Source organism: Streptomyces sp. CB01201, from assembly GCF_002803085.1.
GTDB lineage: Bacteria > Actinomycetota > Actinomycetes > Streptomycetales > Streptomycetaceae > Streptomyces > Streptomyces hundungensis.
In genome coordinates, this window is sequence record NZ_NNBJ01000001.1 from 945,712 (window position 1) to 961,452 (window position 15,741).

A 15,741-nucleotide genomic window follows, 5' to 3' on the forward strand; every position below is an offset into this window, starting at 1 on the left:
ACCGCGGACGGTCAGGGGCCGCGGCATGTCAGGACAGAACACCCTCCGGCACCTCGACGCCACGCGCGATGACCAGGCGGGCCGTGCCGTCGACCAGGCGGTAGGACAGGCCCACCACCGCCGTGGTGCCCGCCTCGACCGCGTCCGCGAGAACACGCGAGCGGTCGAGCAGCAGGCTGACGCTGTGCCTTATGTGCTCGGCGATGAAGTCCTCGTCCTCGGTGTGGCCCGCGGCCTGCGAGGCGAGCACGCTCGGGGTGACCCGCTCGATGACGTCCTGGACATAACCGGCCGAGGTCGTGCCGCTCCGCACGGCGGAGCGGGCCGCCGCCACCGCGCCGCACGCGTCATGGCCGAGGACCACGACCAGCGGGCAGCCGAGCACACTCACTCCGTACTCGATGCTCCCCAACACCTCCGGGCCCACCACGTGACCGGCGGTGCGCACCACGAAGAGGTCGCCGAGTCCGCGGTCGAAGATGATCTCGGCGGCCAGCCGGGAATCGGAGCACCCGAACAGCACCGCGAACGGATTCTGGCCGGGCACCACCTCGGTGCGACGGGCGGCGTCCTGGTTCGGGTGATCCGGCGACCCTGTGACGAATCGCTGATTGCCGCTCAGCAGCGTCTCCAGGGCGGCACGGGGTGTGGGGGTCTGCGGTGTGGTCATGGGCGGCAGGGTACAACGCCGCCTGCCAGGCAATTCATGGCAGGCCTTGGCAATCGCGGGCCCGGAGCGGCCCTGCCCGACGGGGTGCCGGGAACAGGCGGGAGCAACTCGTAAGGGTGAGTGGCCAATCCGGCTGCCGATCCGCTCCGAATAGGAGCCGTGATGAAAATTCTGAGCAGAGGGATTCGCCTTCCGCTCGCAGCCCTGTCCGGACTTCTCGCCGGGTTCGCCGCTCTGGCCGTCGCGGAACTGGTGTCGGCGGCGGTGCGGCCCGAGTCCGGCCCGGTGATCGCGGTGGGCGGTGCGTCCATCGACCGCACTCCGCCGGCCCTCAAGGACTGGGCGATCCGGCACTTCGGCACCAACGACAAGCTCGTCCTGCAACTGGGCATCCTCGCCGTGCTCGCCCTGCTGGCACTCGTACTCGGCGTGCTGGCACTGCGCTTCCGCCGTGCCGGGGCGGCCGGGGTGCTGTTGTTCGGCGTCGTCGGGGCACTGGCCGCGACGGGCCGGCCCGACTCGACCAGCGCGGCCGACGCACTGCCTTCGGTGGTCGGCGCGGTGGCGGGCGCGGGTCTGCTGTACCTCCTGGTCGGGCGACTGACCGCCCGCCGTGGAAGCTCAACCGGCGCTGTGGGCAAGGGCGTTGAGGGTCCCGTCGGCGGGGAAGGCGCCGTTGGCGAGGAGGACGAGGAGAGGGACGGCTCCCCGGGCTGGGACCGGCGGGGGTTCGTGATCGCGGCCGGTGCCGCGGCCGTGGTCTCGTCCGGGGCCGGCCTCCTCGGCAGGTCGCTGAACGACTCCCGCGGTCAGGGGGCGGTCGCCTCGCGCGCCAAGCTGACGCTGCCGAAGCCGGCCTCCCCGGCCCGGCCGATCCCGTCCGGAGCGATCCTGCACACGCCCGGCATCAGCCCGTTCGTCACCCCCAACGCGGACTTCTACCGCGTCGACACCGCGCTGGTGATCCCGAAGGTCGACGCCACCTCCTGGCGGATGAAGATCCACGGGAAGGGTGTCGGCCGTCCGCTGACACTCACCTACCAGGACCTCCTGAACCGCCGACTCATCGAGCGGGACATCACGCTGACGTGCGTCTCCAACGAGGTCGGTGGCCCGTACGTGGGCAACGCGCGCTGGATCGGGGTACCGCTGGCCGAGCTCCTCAAGGAGGCGGGGGTCCGCCCGCCGTCGCGGGGCGGCCCGGCCGACCAGCTCGTGGCGCGCTCGGTGGACGGCATGACGATCGGCAGTCCCGTCGAGGACGTCATGGACGGCCGGGACGCCATGCTCGCCCTCGGCATGAACGGCGAACCGCTTCCGTTCGTGCACGGCTTCCCAGTGCGCATGGTCGTGCCGGGCCTGTACGGCTACGTCTCGGCGTGCAAATGGCTCCAGGACCTTGAGCTGACCACGTTCGACGCCTACGACTCGTACTGGGTCAAGCGTTCCTGGTCCCGGAAGGCGCCCATCAAGACCGAGTCGCGCATCGACACCCCGAAGCCGTTCGCGCGTCCGAAGCCCGGCACGGTGATGATCGCCGGCGCTGCCTGGGCGCAGCACCGGGGGATCGACCGGGTCGAGGTGCGGGTCGACGAAGGGTCCTGGATGCCTGCGGACCTCGCGGCCGAGGACTCCAGCGACACCTGGCGCCAGTGGTCCCTGCCCTGGAGGGCCACCTCCGGCACCCACACGCTGACGGTCCGCGCCACCGACCGCACCGGTCAGGTACAGACCGAGCAGCGCACCCAGACCATTCCGGACGGTGCGAGCGGCTGGCACTCGGTGGTGGTCACCGTGGACTGACCACACACCCCCGCCAAGCCCGACAGTGCGCCGAACGCGCCCGCGACGCGGCAACCTCCGCGTCCGTCCCACGACAACGCATCACGCCTTGCACCCCGATTCCGCCTCCCTTCCACCCCACAGGAGAAGTCCATGAACGCCCTGCGCATCCGCCGTGCCACCCTCGCCGTCACCGCCGCCGCCGTCCTCCCGCTCGTCCTGAGTGCCTGCGGCGGCAGCGACAGCAAGAAGGACAGCTCCTCCTCGTCCTCCGAGGCCGCCGCGCCCCCCGCCGCCCAGTCCTCCGCCGGCGGCGACACCGCCATGACGGACAAGCCCTTCGGCACGGCGTGCGCCTCCGTGCCGAAGGACGGTGCGGGTTCCTTCGACGGCATGGCGAAGGACCCGGTCGCCACCGCCGCCTCGCACAACCCGGCGCTGTCCACCCTGGTCGCGGCCGTCAAGAAGGCCGGTCTGGTCGACACGCTCAACAACGCCCAGAACATCACGGTGTTCGCGCCGACCAACGACGCCTTCGCGAAGATCCCGAAGGCCGACCTGGACAAGGTCCTCAACGACAAGGCGATGCTCACCAAGATCCTCACGTACCACGTGGTCGGCCAGAAGGTCGCTCCCAAGGCGCTGGAGAACGGCTCGTTCGACACCCTGGAGAAGGGCAAGGTCACCACCGCGGGTTCGGGCACCGAGTACAAGGTGAACGACAGCGCCAACGTGGTCTGCGGCAATGTGCCGACCGCCAACGCGACCGTCTACATCATCGACACGGTCCTGATGCCCAAGTAGTCCCGATGCCCAGGTGAGCAGAGTTCGGGCGGTCCTGTCCGTGCCCTCCGGAACGACGGGGGAGCTTTCGTCCAAGACAGGACCGCCGAAGTCGGCGACCGTAGCGGCATGCACAGCTGCACAGCGGGTCCGGCAGTTCCCGCCCACGACGCCTGGGCGGGCTGGGAAGTCGCCTGCCGGTCCTCATCGTGCAGCCGGTGCTCCCCGAAGGCGTCGACACCGCCCCCGCGAGGACTCCGGGGACCTCTGCCGTCGCGCCCGGCCGGCCCCCCGCCTCGTCGCCCCGCTCGGAGGAGCCGCGCCGTACTTCCTCGTTGAGGCCGTCGCCGACTGACCGCGAGCGCGGGGCGGTGTACCTGGTTTGGAGACGCCGTCGCCGCCCGGACACTTGAGGCGGCTGCCGGAAAGCCCGGTGGGTGACCCTGCCTGAAGGGTGCCCCCACGGAGTCCTCTAGGCGAAGGGGCCCTCTTCCGTGAACCGGCGCAGATGGCGGGCGAAGGCCTCGGCCTCGCCCGGCGGCCAGGAGGACAGGCCGGCCGTGATGTGGTCGGCGAGCCGGGTCCGCAGCTCCGCGACCGTGCGCCGCCCCTGATCCGTGAGGACGAGCAGATTCGCCCGCCGGTCATGGGGGTCCGCCTCGCGCCGGACGAGGCCGGCGGCCTCCAGGCGTGAGGCCCGCCGGGTGACACCGGAGCGGTCGATCCCGACATCGGGGGCGAGATCCGCCGCGCTGCGCGGCCCGGTGCGGGCCAGCGCGCTGAGCACCGGGTACGTCACCTCGTCGAGCCCGTCGCCCATGCCCTCGGTGAGCTTCCTGTGCAACTGTGCGCGCGTGGTGCGCCGCAGCAGAATGCCCAGCGCCTCGGCGATCTCATGCCCCAGTTCGTTCTCCACCCGCACGACGATAGCGTGCGCTCCGCACGCGTCTTGCGGTGGTGGCAACGCTCGTTGCGGCGGGGGCGTCCCGGGGGCGGCGCTGACCTCGGGAAGGCGCTGACGCGGGGCGCCAACTGACCGACGCCACGCTCCTGGAGCCCGGCCAGCGCCTGGTCCTCGACCTGGTCGGCAGGGACTTCTGCGACTCCAGCGGCATCAGCGCCCTGGTCGCGGCACGCCACCACGCCCAGGCCGCAGGCGTCGACATCGCGCTCGCCGCCCTACCGGCCAACACGGTGTGACCCCGGTCAGCACGACGTGATCCCGTCATGACGGCGGAGTACTGCGGGCCCGCGGCCGACCGCGGGGCACGGCACGCATCAGCGTGTGCAGGACGGCGTCGATGGTGTCGCGGGGCGGCTCGTCGGCGACATGGGTCAGGAGCCGGGCCAATGCCCGCAGCAGGGGCGGCGACGCCATGACCCGAGGGTGCAGCACCGGCCGGTAGCCGTAGCGGCCCAGGACGAGGTCGCCGGCCAGGTTGCCCAGCCGGTAGTGGCGGCCCCAGCGCCGGTTGATCTCCGCCGGGTACTGCCGCAACGCGTGTTCCCGGCCGGGTCCGGCGGGCCGGGCCAGCGCCAGGGCGATGGTCTCGGCGGCGACCTCGGCCGCCTCCATGGCCTGCCCGATGCCCTCCCCGCTCCAGGGGCTGACCATCCCCGCACTGTCCCCGACCAGCAACAGGCCCCGGTGGTACTGCGGATGCCGGTTGAAGCCCATCGGCAGGGCGGCGCTGCGCAGCGGGGAGTCGGCGTTCTCCTCCGTCACACCCCAGTCATCGGGGAGCCGGGGCAGCCATCGGTCCAGGGTGGCACGCAGATCGACCGCGCCGTGGTCGCGGTGCGGCAGGGCACCGAGCCCCACGTTGATCCGGCCGTCGCCGAGCGGGAACACCCAGCCGTAGCCGGGGAGATCGCGGCCGGTCCTGCTGCACAGGAGGTCGGCCCACAGCTCCAGATAGGGGTCGTGGGAGCGGGCCTCGCTGCGGTAATAGCGACGGGCGGCGGTCGCGATGGTGCGCTTGGGATCGCGTTCGAGCCCCATGTGCAGAGCGGTTCGGGCCGAGGCGCCGTCCGCGGCGACCACCAGCGGCGCCCGGAAGCGGACCGGCTCCTTGTCCGGTCCGGCGACGGCGGTCACTCCGACGATCCGGCCCGCCCGGTCGGTCACCGGCGCGGTGACCCTGACCCCGGTGCGCAGCCGTGCTCCGGCCGCGACCGCGTGGGCGGCGAGGAGGTCGTCGAAGTCCCGGCGGGTGCGGGTGAGCCCGAAGTCGGGGCCGCTGCCGAGTCGGGGCCAGTCGATCTCCACCTGGCGGCCCTCGCACACCCACCGCATGCCCCGATTGCGCATCCAGCCGGGGGCGTTGATGTCGATGCCCATCCGCACCAGTTGGTGCACCCCCCGGGGCGTCAGCCCGTCCCCGCAGACCTTTTCGCGGGGAAAGCCGCTCTTCTCCAGGAGGACGACATCGACGCCTGCCCGGGCCAGATGCAGCGCCGCCGCCGAACCCGCGGGGCCCGCCCCCACCACCAGGACCTGAGCCTCTTCACCACCCGACGCGCCTTCCTGCGAAGGCCCTTCGGCGCCGTCGGTCCCCGCACCATCGTCTCGTGTGATCACTCGTCCACTATGGAGGATCATCGGCGACGGCAGGGTGAACTGCCGAGGACCGGTGCGAGCAAGGCACGCCGATCGCCCGGCTGTTACGCGGACGAGGCCCGACCGGTGCCGGGGCGCTGCTCGCTCTGCTCCTCCAGACGCAGGGCCTTGTCATGGAGGCGCCGGCGCAGCTCGGGGTCCAGTGCGCGCGCCGCGGCGGCACGCAGCGCGTTCACATGGACCCGCAGTTGCCGGGCGGATCGCTCGCGTACTTCGTCTGCCATGTTCATGGGGGAGACCTCCGGAGGTTCGAGGGGAGGGGCGGGGTGCCCCCAGAGAAGCAGTGCGTCGGCCGCCGTGCACGTCGAACGGCCTCGCGCTAGGGCGTTCGTGCGGCAAGCCCGGCACCGGCCCGCCCGCGGCCGTCCGTACGGTCGCCGCCGGGTGACCGCGCGCGCAGGGACGCAGTCCCCGCCCCGGGCGCCGCCCGCTCCCGGGGTGACCCGGCCGGCCCGCGCCCGCGGTCCGCCGGCTGCGGGCCCCGGATCAAGCGGCGTCGAGCTGTTCGGCGAGAGTCTGCTGGCGTACGCGTTTGCAGGCGCGGGTGATAAGGCGCGAGATGTGCATCTGGGAGAGCCCCAGCTCCGCGGCGATCTGGTTCTGGGTCATCTCCTTGAAGAACCGCATGTAGAGGATCTGCGACTCCCGCTCCGGCAGCGCCCGCAGCGCGGGCTTGACCGCCTCGCGGTCGATGACGTGGTCGAAGCCGGGCTCGGTCGTGCCGAGACTGTCGGCCAGGGACGCCCCGGCCCCTTCGCCCTGGGCGCCGCCGGACTCCGCTTCGAGTGAGAGGCTCCGGAACGACTCGATCGCCTCCAAGCCGGCCAGGACCTCGTCCTCGTCGAGCCCGCACTGGGCGGCCAGCTCGGCGATGCTGGGCTCACCGGGCCGACCGGCCTGGAGCTCGCTGCGGGCGGCTCGGACCTTGTTGCGGAACTCCTGGACCCGGCGCGGCACATGGACGGCCCACAGGGAGTCCCGGAAGTGCCGTTTGATCTCGCCGTTGATCGTCGGAATCGCATACGCCTCGAACGCGCCGCGCGCCGCCTCGTACCGGTCCACCGCCTTGATCAGACCCATCGCGGCGACCTGGTACAGATCCTCGATCTCGGCCCCGCGGTTGCGGTACTTGCCGGCCAGTCGGGCCGACATCGGGAGCCACTGCGCCACCAGCTCGTCGCGCAGGGCGTAGTACTCCGGGCCCTCGTCAAGGGAGTTGAGACGGGCGAAGGCGGCTTCGGTGTCGGGGGCGTCGTCATGGTTCCGCGTGCGCGCAACGGCGGCCGTGGTCATTCGTTGGGCTCCTGGACGTCAGGGGTGGCTGTAGGGACCGTCGCCGAACCCCACGCGTCCTGGCCGCATCCGGAGATGGCACGCCCAGGACATACGGGTCCCGCGGGCGTGCCTCCGGTCCGAAGCACACGGTGCGCCTGCCCTCGACTCCCCACCCCAAACGGCCACCCTCGCCCCGGCGGCCGAATTGCCCCGATCGGACGAACCGGGCCCGATGCCCAGCGCGGTGCCGCCGGGACCGGGCCCGGTATCACGCGCGGTGCCGCCGTCGCCGATCCGCCCCGACCGCACGCGAAGGGCCGTCCGCCGGAGTTCCGGCGGACGGCCCCGATGTGACGCTTCGTCCGATCAGTCCTGAGTGCGCAGGAGCCGCCCCGCACGGACCGACGCTTCCGCGTGCCCGAAGAGACCCGGCAGGCCACCGGTGTGGACCAGGACGGTGCGCTCGCCCGGGCGGATGTCGCCGTCGCGTACGGCGGCGAAGAGCCCGGCGGCGGCGCGGCCGGTGTAGACCGGGTCGAGCAGCACTCCCTCGGCGGCCGCGACGGCGGTGATGGCGTCGAGGACGGGTTGGTACAGCACCGCGTAGGCCTCGCCGACCTGGTCCGCGCGGATCCGCAGCGCCTCCGCCGGCTGCGCCCTGCCGGTCAGGTCGCCTGCCATCGCCGCGGCCGTACGCCCCGGATCGGGGAGGGCGCCGACATCGACACCCAGGACGCGTCCGGGGCCGAGGGCGGCGACGAGCCCGGCCATGGTGGCGCCGGATCCGAGCGCTGTGACGACATGGCGTACGTCCGGCTGCTGGGCCAGGATCTCGGCGCCGGCTTCCAAGTAGCCCCGGGCGCCGAGCGCGCTGGAGCCGCCGAACGGCACGAGGTAGGGCCGGGCGCCGCGCTCGCGCAGCGCGGCACATGTCCGGCGCGCCGCGTCGGTCAACTCGGCCGGTCCTGAAGCCTCTTCGACCCAGGCGATACGGGTGCCGAGGAGGGCGTCGAGCAGCAGGTTCCCCGCGACCGGCTTCCCCGCGACCGACTTCCCCACGACCGACTTCGCCGCAGCCGACTTCCCCGATACCGAGGGCGAGCCCGCGGGTGCGGGCATCACCAGGACCGCGTCGAGGCCGACGCGGGCGGCGGCGGCAGCGGTCAGCCGGGCGTGGTTGCTCTGCGGTCCACCGCTCGTGACCAGGGTGTCGGCCCCGTGCCGCAGCGCGTCCGCCACCAGCCACTCCAGCTTGCGGACCTTGTTGCCGCCACCGCCGAGCCCGGTGAGATCGTCCCGCTTGATCCACAGATCGCCCGCGCGCAGCCCGATCGCCTCGGCCAGCCGAGGCGCGGGCTCCATGGGCGTGGGCCACACCGCCAGCGCGCACTTCTCCGGCATCCGTGTCTCCCTTGTGTCCATGACTGTCCACCGACGGATGGCACCGGACCGACGGCCGGGCACATCTGCCCGGCCACCCTTTCACACGCGTCCGGAAACCCCTCGACCTCCGCGTGAGACCTCTCGGCCCTGGCGTGACCGATGAGTCTCGCGTCCCGGAGCAGTCCCCCCATCGAGGGCGCGCTTTCGCGTACCCGACGCTTTCGCGTACCCGAGGACGACAGAGACGAAATGAGACGAGCCCCCATGACGAAGAGCGCGCACACCGCGGCCGATGCACAGGTGAGTGAGAACGTGAGCGCCGGCCTGAAGGTCGCCGCATCCGCCGCGACGGTGTTCGCCGTGCTGGCGGATCCGACGTCCCATGCGGCGATCGACGGAACGGGCTGGGTCAAGGAGGCGGTCGACCCGGCGCCGCTGACCGAGGTGGGTCAGCTGTTCGCGATGGACATGTACCACCCGAACCATCCCGACGGGAACTACCAGGTGGTCAACAAGGTGCAGGTACTCGAACCGCCGCGTGCCATCGGCTGGTTGACCGGCTCCCGAAAGGACAACGGCGACCTGGAGTTCGGCGGCTGGAGCTGGCGTTACGACCTGGTGCCGCTCGGCCCGTCCGAGACCGCGGTCACCCTGACCTACGACTGGTCGGCGGTCCCGGGGGCCATCCGGGAGTACATCCAGTTCCCGCCGTTCGGCCCCGAGCACCTCGGCAACTCGCTGGACCACTTGGCCGGTCTCGTCTCCGGAGGGTGACGTCACCCGGGCTGCCGCGCCGCGCGGCGAGCGGATGCGGGGCCCTGGGGTGCGGAACCCGGGGGTGCGGAACGCGGGCCCTACACCACGGATTGAGGCCGCTTCGCGGGGGCAAACGTGGGCTGGGACGGTGGATGTCCCGTCGTACGAGCGGGTATACGGGAAGGGCGGTTCAGGATGGCCGAGTTGTCGCCGTCGGCGCCGAAGCAGGAGCCGGTCAACACGGAGCACGGTGACGCTCCGACACCACCGCTGCGACCCGCCGCCTACGAGCCGGCCGACTACGCCGAATGCGTCGTCCGCAGCGCCGCCGAGGCGGAGGTGTCGCCCGTGCTGGTGATGACCGTCCTGCACAACGAGGCGTACAAGCCGCACCACCCGCTGTGGGAGCGGCTGTGGCAGTGGTGGAAGCCGGGTGCGTCCTTCGGGGTCGCCAACATGCACAGCGCCACGTTCGAGGAGGTGCGGCGCAGGCACGGCCTGTCGCAGCGGTGGCAGGACCTCCGTGATGATCCCGCGTTCGCGATCCGGGCGGCGGCCCTGCACCTGCGCGACCTCGACCGAAGCCTTCCCGAGCGGCATGTGCGCCGTTACACGCGCGACGAACTCCTCGCCCTGGGGTACAACGCGGGCGAACGCAACATGCGAGCCTTCGCCCGAGGCGTACCCGCCGGCCCCATGGCGCGGTCGTATCTGCGCCGCTACCGCGCCTACCGGAGCCGGGCCGAGTCCGCGCTTCAGAAGGCCCGCTGAGCGGGGCCGCTCAGCGGTCGCCGGCCTTCCGGGCCACTCCGTACGCCCAGAGGACGAGCGGGACCTGCACGGGGAGCCGCGCGATCGCCGCCGCGCGCAGTGCGGGGGAACGGTCACGCCAGTCGTAGGCCATCTTGACGTTGGCCGGGAGCACTCCTACGAAGAACGCCGCGGCCGCGAGCGCGGCAGGCCTGCGGGTCCGGGGCATCGCGACGCCGGCGGCCAGCGCGAGCTCCACCGCCGCGCTGGCGTAGGTCCAGGTCCGCGGGGTGCCGGGCAGCGCGCGGGGCACCATCGAGTCGAAGAGTCCCGGGTTTGCCACGTGCGCGACGCTCGCTCCTGCGAGCAGTCCCGCGAGGAGCCGGTGCGAAGTCGGGGAGGGGGCCACGGGAGTCTCCTTGGCTGGAGTGGGGCTTGAGTGTTACCCGACAGTAGTCCACGGGTGAGAGGTTCCTCCGCGGATAGGGGCAACGCGGGCGCGACTGCCGTCGGTCGTGCCGCGTGGTCTCTCGGCCCATCTCGCCGAGTGCGACCGGCATTTCGGCAACAGGTCCGGAAATGCGCGCCCTGGCGAGCGAGTTCACAGCGTCCTCGGCCATACTTCGCCCGTGGAGCAGCGATCAGAACACCAGTACATGCCCCTGGGTGGCGCCGCGACGGATCCCGCATACGTCCCCGGCCTCGTCCCGCCGCGTCCGGCCGCGCAGGAGGCGAAGCCTCCGTCCGGCGAATCCGGCGTCGACGGTGACGCCGAACCGGACGCCGACGAGGGCGGCCGAGTGGCGGTGGCGACCGAAGCGGGCGCGGCCGAGGCGGCCGAGGCCGAGGCGCGGGATTTCGCGGCCGAATCCGACGGGAGCGCCGCGTCTGACGCCCAGTCGGACGTGGATGACGGGCCCTCCTGCGAGATCTCCGATCGGCTGGGCTCGATCGTCGCGGGTCGCGGGGGAGTGCGCCTGCGCCTGATGGACGAAGAGGCCGACTTCCGCTGGGACGAGATCAGCGCGGTCGAGTACCGGACACCGTGGTGGACCCGCCGGTTCGAGGTCGTCGTGTACACGCCGAACCACCGCCGCTTCTCGCACGACATCCAGGCCCCCGACCGGGCCGCCCTCGCGCAGTGGACCGAGCAGCTCGACGCGGTGCTCGACGCGTACTTCGAGGACTGACCAGGGCGACACAGCAGCGGCCGAGGCAGCCGGAAACCGATCGTGGACGCTGCCTCGGTCGCACGGCCCGCGGCGCGTCCGTTACGGTTGTGTCCATGTCTACGCCCCGAGTTTCCTAGCCAGGGACCCGCTTCCACGCCAGAAGTGTGTCCTTTTCGCTTTTCTCGGAGCGTTCTCCCATGATCACCGTTCGTGGTGTCGAGCTGCGCGCGGGCGCCCGCCTGCTGCTCTCCAACATCTCCTTCACCGTTTCCCCCGGCGACCGCATCGGCCTGGTCGGCCGCAACGGCGCCGGCAAGACCACCCTCATGGCCGCCCTGGCCGGACAGTCCCGTCCGGCCGCGGGCACGATCACGCCGACCAACCCCGTCGGCTTCCTGGCCCAGGACTCCCGCGCCGCGGACCCCGAGGCCACGGTCACCGGCCGCATCCTGTCCGCCCGCGGCCTGGACACCGCCCTGCGCAAGCTGCGCGCGGCCGAGGCGGCACTGGCCGACGCGGGCTCGCCCGCCGCCCTCGAACGGGCCATGGACGCCTATGCCCGCGCCGACGCCGCCTTCCAGGCCGGCGGCGGTTACGGCGCCGAGGCCGAAGCCGCCCGGGTCGCGGCCGGGCTCGGGCTGCCGGACCGGGTGATGGGCGAGCCCGTCGGCAGCCTCTCCGGTGGTCAGAAGCGCCGGGTGGAGCTGGCCCGCATCCTGTTCGCCGGACACCGTGGCACGCTGCTCCTGGACGAGCCGACCAACCATCTGGACGCGGACTCGGTGGCCTGGCTCCGCACGTTCCTGCTGGCGCACCAGGGCGGCCTCGTCGTGATCAGCCACGACACCGCGTTGCTCGCCGCCACCGTCAACCGGGTCTTCCACCTGGATGCCACCCGGGCGACGATCGACCTCTACAACACCGGGTGGACCGCCTACCTCGCCCAGCGGGACGCGGACGAGCGGCGCCGGGAACGCGAACGCGCCAACGGAGAGCGCAAGGCCGCGAGCCTGCACGCCCAGGCGGACCGGATGAAGGCCCGCTCCGCCACCGCGGTGACGGCCAGAAGCATGGCGCGGCGCGCCGACCGGATGCTCGCGGAGCTGGAACCCGTCCGGCGGACGGAGAAGGTCGCCAGAATCCGGCTGCCCGAACCGGCCCCGTGCGGGCGGATGCCGCTGGGTGCGGTCAGCCTGGGCAAGTCCTACGGCGACCATCGGGTACTGGCCGGTGTCGACCTGGCCGTGGACCGGGGCAGCCGCCTGGTCGTCCTCGGCTTCAACGGCGCGGGCAAGACCACGCTGCTCCGTCTGCTCGCCGGACGCGCGCGGCCCGATGCCGGCCGGGTGGTCCACGGACACGGGCTGCGCCTGGGGTACTTCGCTCAGGAACACGACACCCTCGACCTCCACCGCACGGTCAGGGAGAACCTCTCCGATGCCGCCCCGTACCTCACCGACGGCGAGGTGCGGCACGTGCTCGGCGCGTTCCTGTTCACCGGGGACGAGGCCGACAAGCGGGCCGCGGTCCTCTCCGGCGGGGAGAAGACCCGTCTGGCTCTGGCCTGCCTGGTCCACTCCGGGGCGAATGTGCTGCTCCTCGACGAACCGACCAACAACCTCGACCCCGCCTCCCGCGGGGAGGTCCTGGGCGCTCTCGACGCCTACCCGGGGGCCATCGTGATGGTCACGCACGACGAGGGTGCCATCGACGCGCTGCGCCCCGAGCGGGTCCTGCTGCTGCCGGACGGGGACGAGGACCTCTGGAGCGAGGACTATCGCGATCTGGTGTCCCTCGCCTGACGGGCCGTCAATTTCCCGGCCGGTTGGGCCGGCCGTCGTTCACTGCGGCCGGGCCAACAGGCATGAGAATGAGGGGAGTTCGCCCGACGGCCGACGGTGTCGATGTGACCATGACGATCCAGCCGCTGCATTCGGAGGAGTGGACCGGGCGCCTGGTCGCCGGCCGGTAGAACGAGATGGACAACCTGGCGAAGGCCCTGAGGGACGGCTGAACAGGGCCAACCGGGACGGGCCGTGATCGGGTCGCCGCATTCTGGGCAGGGTCGGTACAAGCACCTACTCACTGGGAGGTCACCGTGCGCCAGTCCCTTCGTTCGATGCGCGCCGCCGTCGCTTCGCCCGCCCCCCGTCGCCTCCGCCGGTCGTCCGCCTGGGCGACCGGCGCGGCGGCCGCGTTCCTCCTCGTCACCGGATGCTCTACGCAGGACGCGATCTGCGGGGGCGACGAGTACCCGGTGCTGAACGTGGGCTCCGCGGGCCGGGCCTGCGTGGACAAGAAGCAGCAGCCACCGCAGGGCTATGTCCGCTTTCCCCAGGGCAAGGTGCCGGAACACGTGGATGACAAGTGGGACAAGTACTGGCGGACCCATACTGTCGACAAGAGCGGGACGATCACGCAGCTCTCACCCCAGTCGTGAGCGGATAGGTACCGGCATCGGCACGGCGCTGCGTCGGCACCGGCACAGCACGGCACTGCAATCGGCACCGGCCCGGCCTCGGCGCTCGCTGCGGCGTCCGCGAACCCCGGCGCCGACGTGGCGACCCGTCGTGCCGAGCCGTCGGACCCGGGTCAGGGCTGTGCGCGGATGCCGTCGATGATGCGGGTCCAGTTGTCGCCCCCGTGGCCGTTCTCGATGGCGTGCCGGTAGTGGGCCCGCACGGCCAGCGGCAGCGCGAGGTCGAGGCCGAGTGAGGTGCTGGTTTCGACGATGTGGTCCGCGGTCGCGCCCATCATGGTGACCGTGCTGAGATCGCCCGGGTGCTCTCCCGCGTCGAGTGCGGTACCGGGGACGCTCTCGCCCGCCCGCAGGATGGCGCCGATCGCGTCGGTGGAACCGAGCAGCTCCGGCAGCGCCTGCGCGGCCTTCATCCCCGCGCTGCCGAGCATGGCCGTCGCGTGCATCAGCGCGGACAACGCGGAGAGGAATACGGTGAGTTGGGCCTGGTACATCATCTGGGCGAGCCCCGGTTCCTCGCCCAGATACCTCGGGACCCCGAGCAGCGCCAGCTCCGCGCGGTGGGCCTCCAGCGCCCCCTCCTGCCCGCTGAAGTAGACGTGGGACGCCTCCGTGCCGATCATCGGCGCGGGGACCATGACACCGCCGGTGAGGAAGCGGGCGCCGTGGCCCGCGGCCCAGGCCGCCGCCTCGCGCGTGCGGTCGGGGGTGTCGGAACTGAGATTGACGAGCGTCCGGCCGGTCAAGGAGGCGGCGGCGCCGTCGAGGACGTCGTACATGGCCCGGTAGTCGGTGAGGCTGAGGATGACGAGGTGACTCGCTTCGACGGCCTCGGCGGGTGTGGCGGCCAAGGCCGCGCCCTCGGCGACGACATCGGCGGCCCGGCCGGCCGTGCGGTTCCAGACGGTGACGGGGCGACCGGCGCCGAGGAGGGTGCGGGTCATCGCCTGGCCCATCGGGCCGAGTCCGATCACCGTGACAGGGCGGTTCGCGCCGGTGGTGAGGTGGGTGGTGCGGTGCTGTGGTTCGTTCATTTCTCCATGATCGAAGAGTGCGGATAGTCTCGGAAGTACCCACTATTTTCTGCGGTACTTACCTTTTAGTGAGGGGGACTTGGGATGGGGAGAGGACCGAGGAGCGGGCCTTACATCTGTGGCATCGACGCCGCGCTCGATGTCGTGAGCGGCAAGTGGAAGGGGCTGATCCTGTGGGAGCTCAACGCCCATGCCGTACGCCGCTTCGCCCAGCTCAGGCGCGGTCTGCCGGGCGTGAGCGAGAAAATGCTGACGCAGCACCTGCGGGAGATGGAGGCGGACGGCCTCGTGCACCGAAAGGTGTATGCCGAGGTGCCGCCGAAGGTGGAGTACTCGCTCACCGAGCACGGTCGCACCCTCAACCGGGCCCTCGGGCCCCTCGGCGACTGGGGAACGCAGCGCATGCGCCGGGAGCATTCCGAGAGGGTCGACCTGACCGACACCCACGACTGACGGGTGCTTCGACCCGCAACCCGGTCTGTCCGCTCAACTCCCTTGGGCGCGCCTCCGGTTCGCCTCAAGTTCCCGCTTCAGGTTCCGCAGGGTCGCGTTGATGTTGCGGTTCTGGAAAGCCGCGAACGTGCTGCCGGACGTGGCGACGCGGTCGAACACACCGGCCACGAAGTCGGGCCACGCCCTGCGGTCGTCGATCCACGTCTCCGTGACGCGCGTGCCGTCGTCGACCGGCTCGAAGCGGTACTCCCAGGTGGCGATGGGTGCGCGCAGGCGTGGCTGCTTGATGCCGATCGCGTGGACGCGGAACGCGAACCGGCTGCCGGGGTCGGCCGCGGTGACCGTGCACCGGGTCACCCAACGGAACAGCCCCCGCTTGTTGCGTCCGACGAACGTGGTGCCCAGCGCGGCCGAGCCGTCGTCGGCCTTCGTGGTCGTGCCCTGGTTCTCCGGGCTCCAGCGGCCCATGTCCGCGGGGCGGCTCACCGCCTCGTACGCGTCGTCAGGAGCAACGCCGATGACGATGCTCCTGCTCACCGTGAATACCCGAGTCATGGCGGACCTCTCATCAGCACGCGCGAAGC

At 71.9% G+C, this 15,741-nt stretch carries 17 protein-coding genes and 1 pseudogene; 9 read left to right on the top strand and 9 right to left on the bottom strand.

Annotated elements, in window-relative coordinates; all coding sequences use genetic code 11:
* Window positions 1–28: 28 nt before the first annotated feature.
* Window positions 29–670, bottom strand: a complete 642-nt coding sequence (locus CG740_RS04200; protein ID WP_100573475.1) for a carbonic anhydrase — start codon at window positions 668–670, stop codon at window positions 29–31.
* 162 nt (window positions 671–832) lie between these two features.
* On the opposite strand from CG740_RS04200, the gene CG740_RS04205 reads away from it, so the two are divergent.
* Together CG740_RS04205 and CG740_RS04210 are read left to right on the top strand one after the other, a co-directional pair.
* Window positions 833–2,473 (top strand): sulfite oxidase, encoded by a 1,641-nt coding sequence (locus tag CG740_RS04205; RefSeq protein WP_100573476.1) that lies wholly within the window; start codon window positions 833–835, stop codon window positions 2,471–2,473.
* Between the two features lie 132 nt (window positions 2,474–2,605).
* Complete coding sequence (locus CG740_RS04210) at window positions 2,606–3,256, top strand: fasciclin domain-containing protein (RefSeq protein WP_100573477.1); 651 nt, start codon at window positions 2,606–2,608, stop codon at window positions 3,254–3,256.
* 451 nt (window positions 3,257–3,707) lie between these two features.
* Here CG740_RS04210 and CG740_RS04215 read toward each other — a convergent pair whose 3' ends face one another.
* Entirely contained in the window at window positions 3,708–4,151 is a 444-nt protein-coding gene (locus tag CG740_RS04215; RefSeq protein ID WP_100573680.1) for a MarR family winged helix-turn-helix transcriptional regulator, read from the bottom strand.
* A 134-nt stretch (window positions 4,152–4,285) separates the two neighbouring features.
* On the opposite strand from CG740_RS04215, the pseudogene CG740_RS04220 reads away from it, so the two are divergent.
* A pseudogene (locus CG740_RS04220) lies at window positions 4,286–4,432 on the top strand (STAS domain-containing protein); the annotation flags it as partial.
* Between the two features lie 28 nt (window positions 4,433–4,460).
* Here CG740_RS04220 and CG740_RS04225 read toward each other — a convergent pair.
* The 4 genes from CG740_RS04225 to CG740_RS04240 all read right to left on the bottom strand — a co-directional run bounded on the left by CG740_RS04225 (window position 4,461) and on the right by CG740_RS04240 (window position 8,531).
* On the bottom strand, window positions 4,461–5,816 hold the full coding sequence (locus CG740_RS04225; protein WP_234376036.1) for a geranylgeranyl reductase family protein: 1,356 nt from the start codon (window positions 5,814–5,816) through the stop codon (window positions 4,461–4,463).
* Window positions 5,817–5,899: 83 nt separating this feature from the next.
* Window positions 5,900–6,085 carry a DUF6381 family protein gene (locus CG740_RS04230; protein ID WP_100573479.1) on the bottom strand — a complete coding sequence of 62 codons (186 nt, stop codon included), beginning with the start codon at window positions 6,083–6,085 and terminating at the stop codon, window positions 5,900–5,902.
* Window positions 6,086–6,341: 256 nt separating this feature from the next.
* Window positions 6,342–7,148, bottom strand: coding sequence for a SigB/SigF/SigG family RNA polymerase sigma factor (locus tag CG740_RS04235; RefSeq protein ID WP_100573480.1), 807 nt, complete (start codon window positions 7,146–7,148; stop codon window positions 6,342–6,344).
* A gap of 348 nt (window positions 7,149–7,496) precedes the next feature.
* On the bottom strand, window positions 7,497–8,531 hold the full coding sequence (locus CG740_RS04240) for a pyridoxal-phosphate dependent enzyme (protein ID WP_100573481.1): 1,035 nt from the start codon (window positions 8,529–8,531) through the stop codon (window positions 7,497–7,499).
* 246 nt (window positions 8,532–8,777) lie between these two features.
* Here CG740_RS04240 and CG740_RS04245 point away from each other — a divergent pair, with 246 nt between their 5' ends.
* A complete protein-coding gene (locus CG740_RS04245; protein WP_100573482.1) occupies window positions 8,778–9,287 on the top strand; it encodes a polyketide cyclase in 510 nt (169 codons plus the stop codon).
* Between the two features lie 177 nt (window positions 9,288–9,464).
* Window positions 9,465–10,040 carry a hypothetical protein gene (locus CG740_RS04250; protein ID WP_100573483.1) on the top strand — a complete coding sequence of 192 codons (576 nt, stop codon included), beginning with the start codon at window positions 9,465–9,467 and terminating at the stop codon, window positions 10,038–10,040.
* A 10-nt stretch (window positions 10,041–10,050) separates the two neighbouring features.
* Here CG740_RS04250 and CG740_RS04255 read toward each other — a convergent pair whose 3' ends face one another.
* A complete protein-coding gene (locus tag CG740_RS04255; RefSeq protein WP_100573484.1) occupies window positions 10,051–10,428 on the bottom strand; it encodes a DoxX family protein in 378 nt (125 codons plus the stop codon).
* Between the two features lie 220 nt (window positions 10,429–10,648).
* On the opposite strand from CG740_RS04255, the gene CG740_RS04260 reads away from it, so the two are divergent.
* The 3 genes from CG740_RS04260 (at window position 10,649) to CG740_RS04270 (ending at window position 13,631) form a co-directional block, all read left to right on the top strand.
* Window positions 10,649–11,209 carry a hypothetical protein gene (locus CG740_RS04260; RefSeq protein WP_159030223.1) on the top strand — a complete coding sequence of 187 codons (561 nt, stop codon included), beginning with the start codon at window positions 10,649–10,651 and terminating at the stop codon, window positions 11,207–11,209.
* Window positions 11,210–11,388: 179 nt separating this feature from the next.
* Entirely contained in the window at window positions 11,389–12,993 is a 1,605-nt protein-coding gene (locus CG740_RS04265; RefSeq protein WP_199846318.1) for an ABC-F family ATP-binding cassette domain-containing protein, read from the top strand.
* 317 nt (window positions 12,994–13,310) lie between these two features.
* On the top strand, window positions 13,311–13,631 hold the full coding sequence (locus CG740_RS04270) for an SCO0607 family lipoprotein (RefSeq protein WP_100573486.1): 321 nt from the start codon (window positions 13,311–13,313) through the stop codon (window positions 13,629–13,631).
* A gap of 152 nt (window positions 13,632–13,783) precedes the next feature.
* On the opposite strand, the gene CG740_RS04275 is transcribed toward CG740_RS04270, so the two are convergent.
* Entirely contained in the window at window positions 13,784–14,704 is a 921-nt protein-coding gene (locus tag CG740_RS04275) for an NAD(P)-dependent oxidoreductase (RefSeq protein WP_100573487.1), read from the bottom strand.
* An 84-nt stretch (window positions 14,705–14,788) separates the two neighbouring features.
* Between CG740_RS04275 and CG740_RS04280 the strand changes: the two genes are divergently transcribed.
* Window positions 14,789–15,157, top strand: a complete 369-nt coding sequence (locus tag CG740_RS04280) for a winged helix-turn-helix transcriptional regulator (protein ID WP_100573488.1) — start codon at window positions 14,789–14,791, stop codon at window positions 15,155–15,157.
* Between the two features lie 33 nt (window positions 15,158–15,190).
* Here the strand turns inward: CG740_RS04280 and CG740_RS04285 are convergent, their stop codons facing one another.
* Window positions 15,191–15,712 carry an SRPBCC family protein gene (locus CG740_RS04285; protein ID WP_100573489.1) on the bottom strand — a complete coding sequence of 174 codons (522 nt, stop codon included), beginning with the start codon at window positions 15,710–15,712 and terminating at the stop codon, window positions 15,191–15,193.
* Window positions 15,713–15,741: the final 29 nt, after the last annotated feature.

Bases quoted from the DNA above. Each gene is read 5' to 3' on its own strand.
- CG740_RS04200 (WP_100573475.1), bottom strand. From the start codon at position 670: ATGACCACACCGCAGACCCCCACACCCCGTGCCGCCCTGGAGACGCTG.
- CG740_RS04205 (WP_100573476.1), top strand. From the start codon at position 833: ATGAAAATTCTGAGCAGAGGGATTCGCCTTCCGCTCGCAGCCCTGTCC.
- CG740_RS04210 (WP_100573477.1), top strand. From the start codon at position 2,606: ATGAACGCCCTGCGCATCCGCCGTGCCACCCTCGCCGTCACCGCCGCC.
- CG740_RS04230 (WP_100573479.1), bottom strand. From the start codon at position 6,085: ATGAACATGGCAGACGAAGTACGCGAGCGATCCGCCCGGCAACTGCGG.
- CG740_RS04235 (WP_100573480.1), bottom strand. From the start codon at position 7,148: ATGACCACGGCCGCCGTTGCGCGCACGCGGAACCATGACGACGCCCCC.
- CG740_RS04240 (WP_100573481.1), bottom strand. From the start codon at position 8,531: ATGCCGGAGAAGTGCGCGCTGGCGGTGTGGCCCACGCCCATGGAGCCC.
- CG740_RS04245 (WP_100573482.1), top strand. From the start codon at position 8,778: ATGACGAAGAGCGCGCACACCGCGGCCGATGCACAGGTGAGTGAGAAC.
- CG740_RS04250 (WP_100573483.1), top strand. From the start codon at position 9,465: ATGGCCGAGTTGTCGCCGTCGGCGCCGAAGCAGGAGCCGGTCAACACG.
- CG740_RS04265 (WP_199846318.1), top strand. From the start codon at position 11,389: ATGATCACCGTTCGTGGTGTCGAGCTGCGCGCGGGCGCCCGCCTGCTG.
- CG740_RS04270 (WP_100573486.1), top strand. From the start codon at position 13,311: ATGCGCGCCGCCGTCGCTTCGCCCGCCCCCCGTCGCCTCCGCCGGTCG.
- CG740_RS04275 (WP_100573487.1), bottom strand. From the start codon at position 14,704: ATGAACGAACCACAGCACCGCACCACCCACCTCACCACCGGCGCGAAC.
- CG740_RS04280 (WP_100573488.1), top strand. From the start codon at position 14,789: ATGGGGAGAGGACCGAGGAGCGGGCCTTACATCTGTGGCATCGACGCC.
- CG740_RS04285 (WP_100573489.1), bottom strand. From the start codon at position 15,712: ATGACTCGGGTATTCACGGTGAGCAGGAGCATCGTCATCGGCGTTGCT.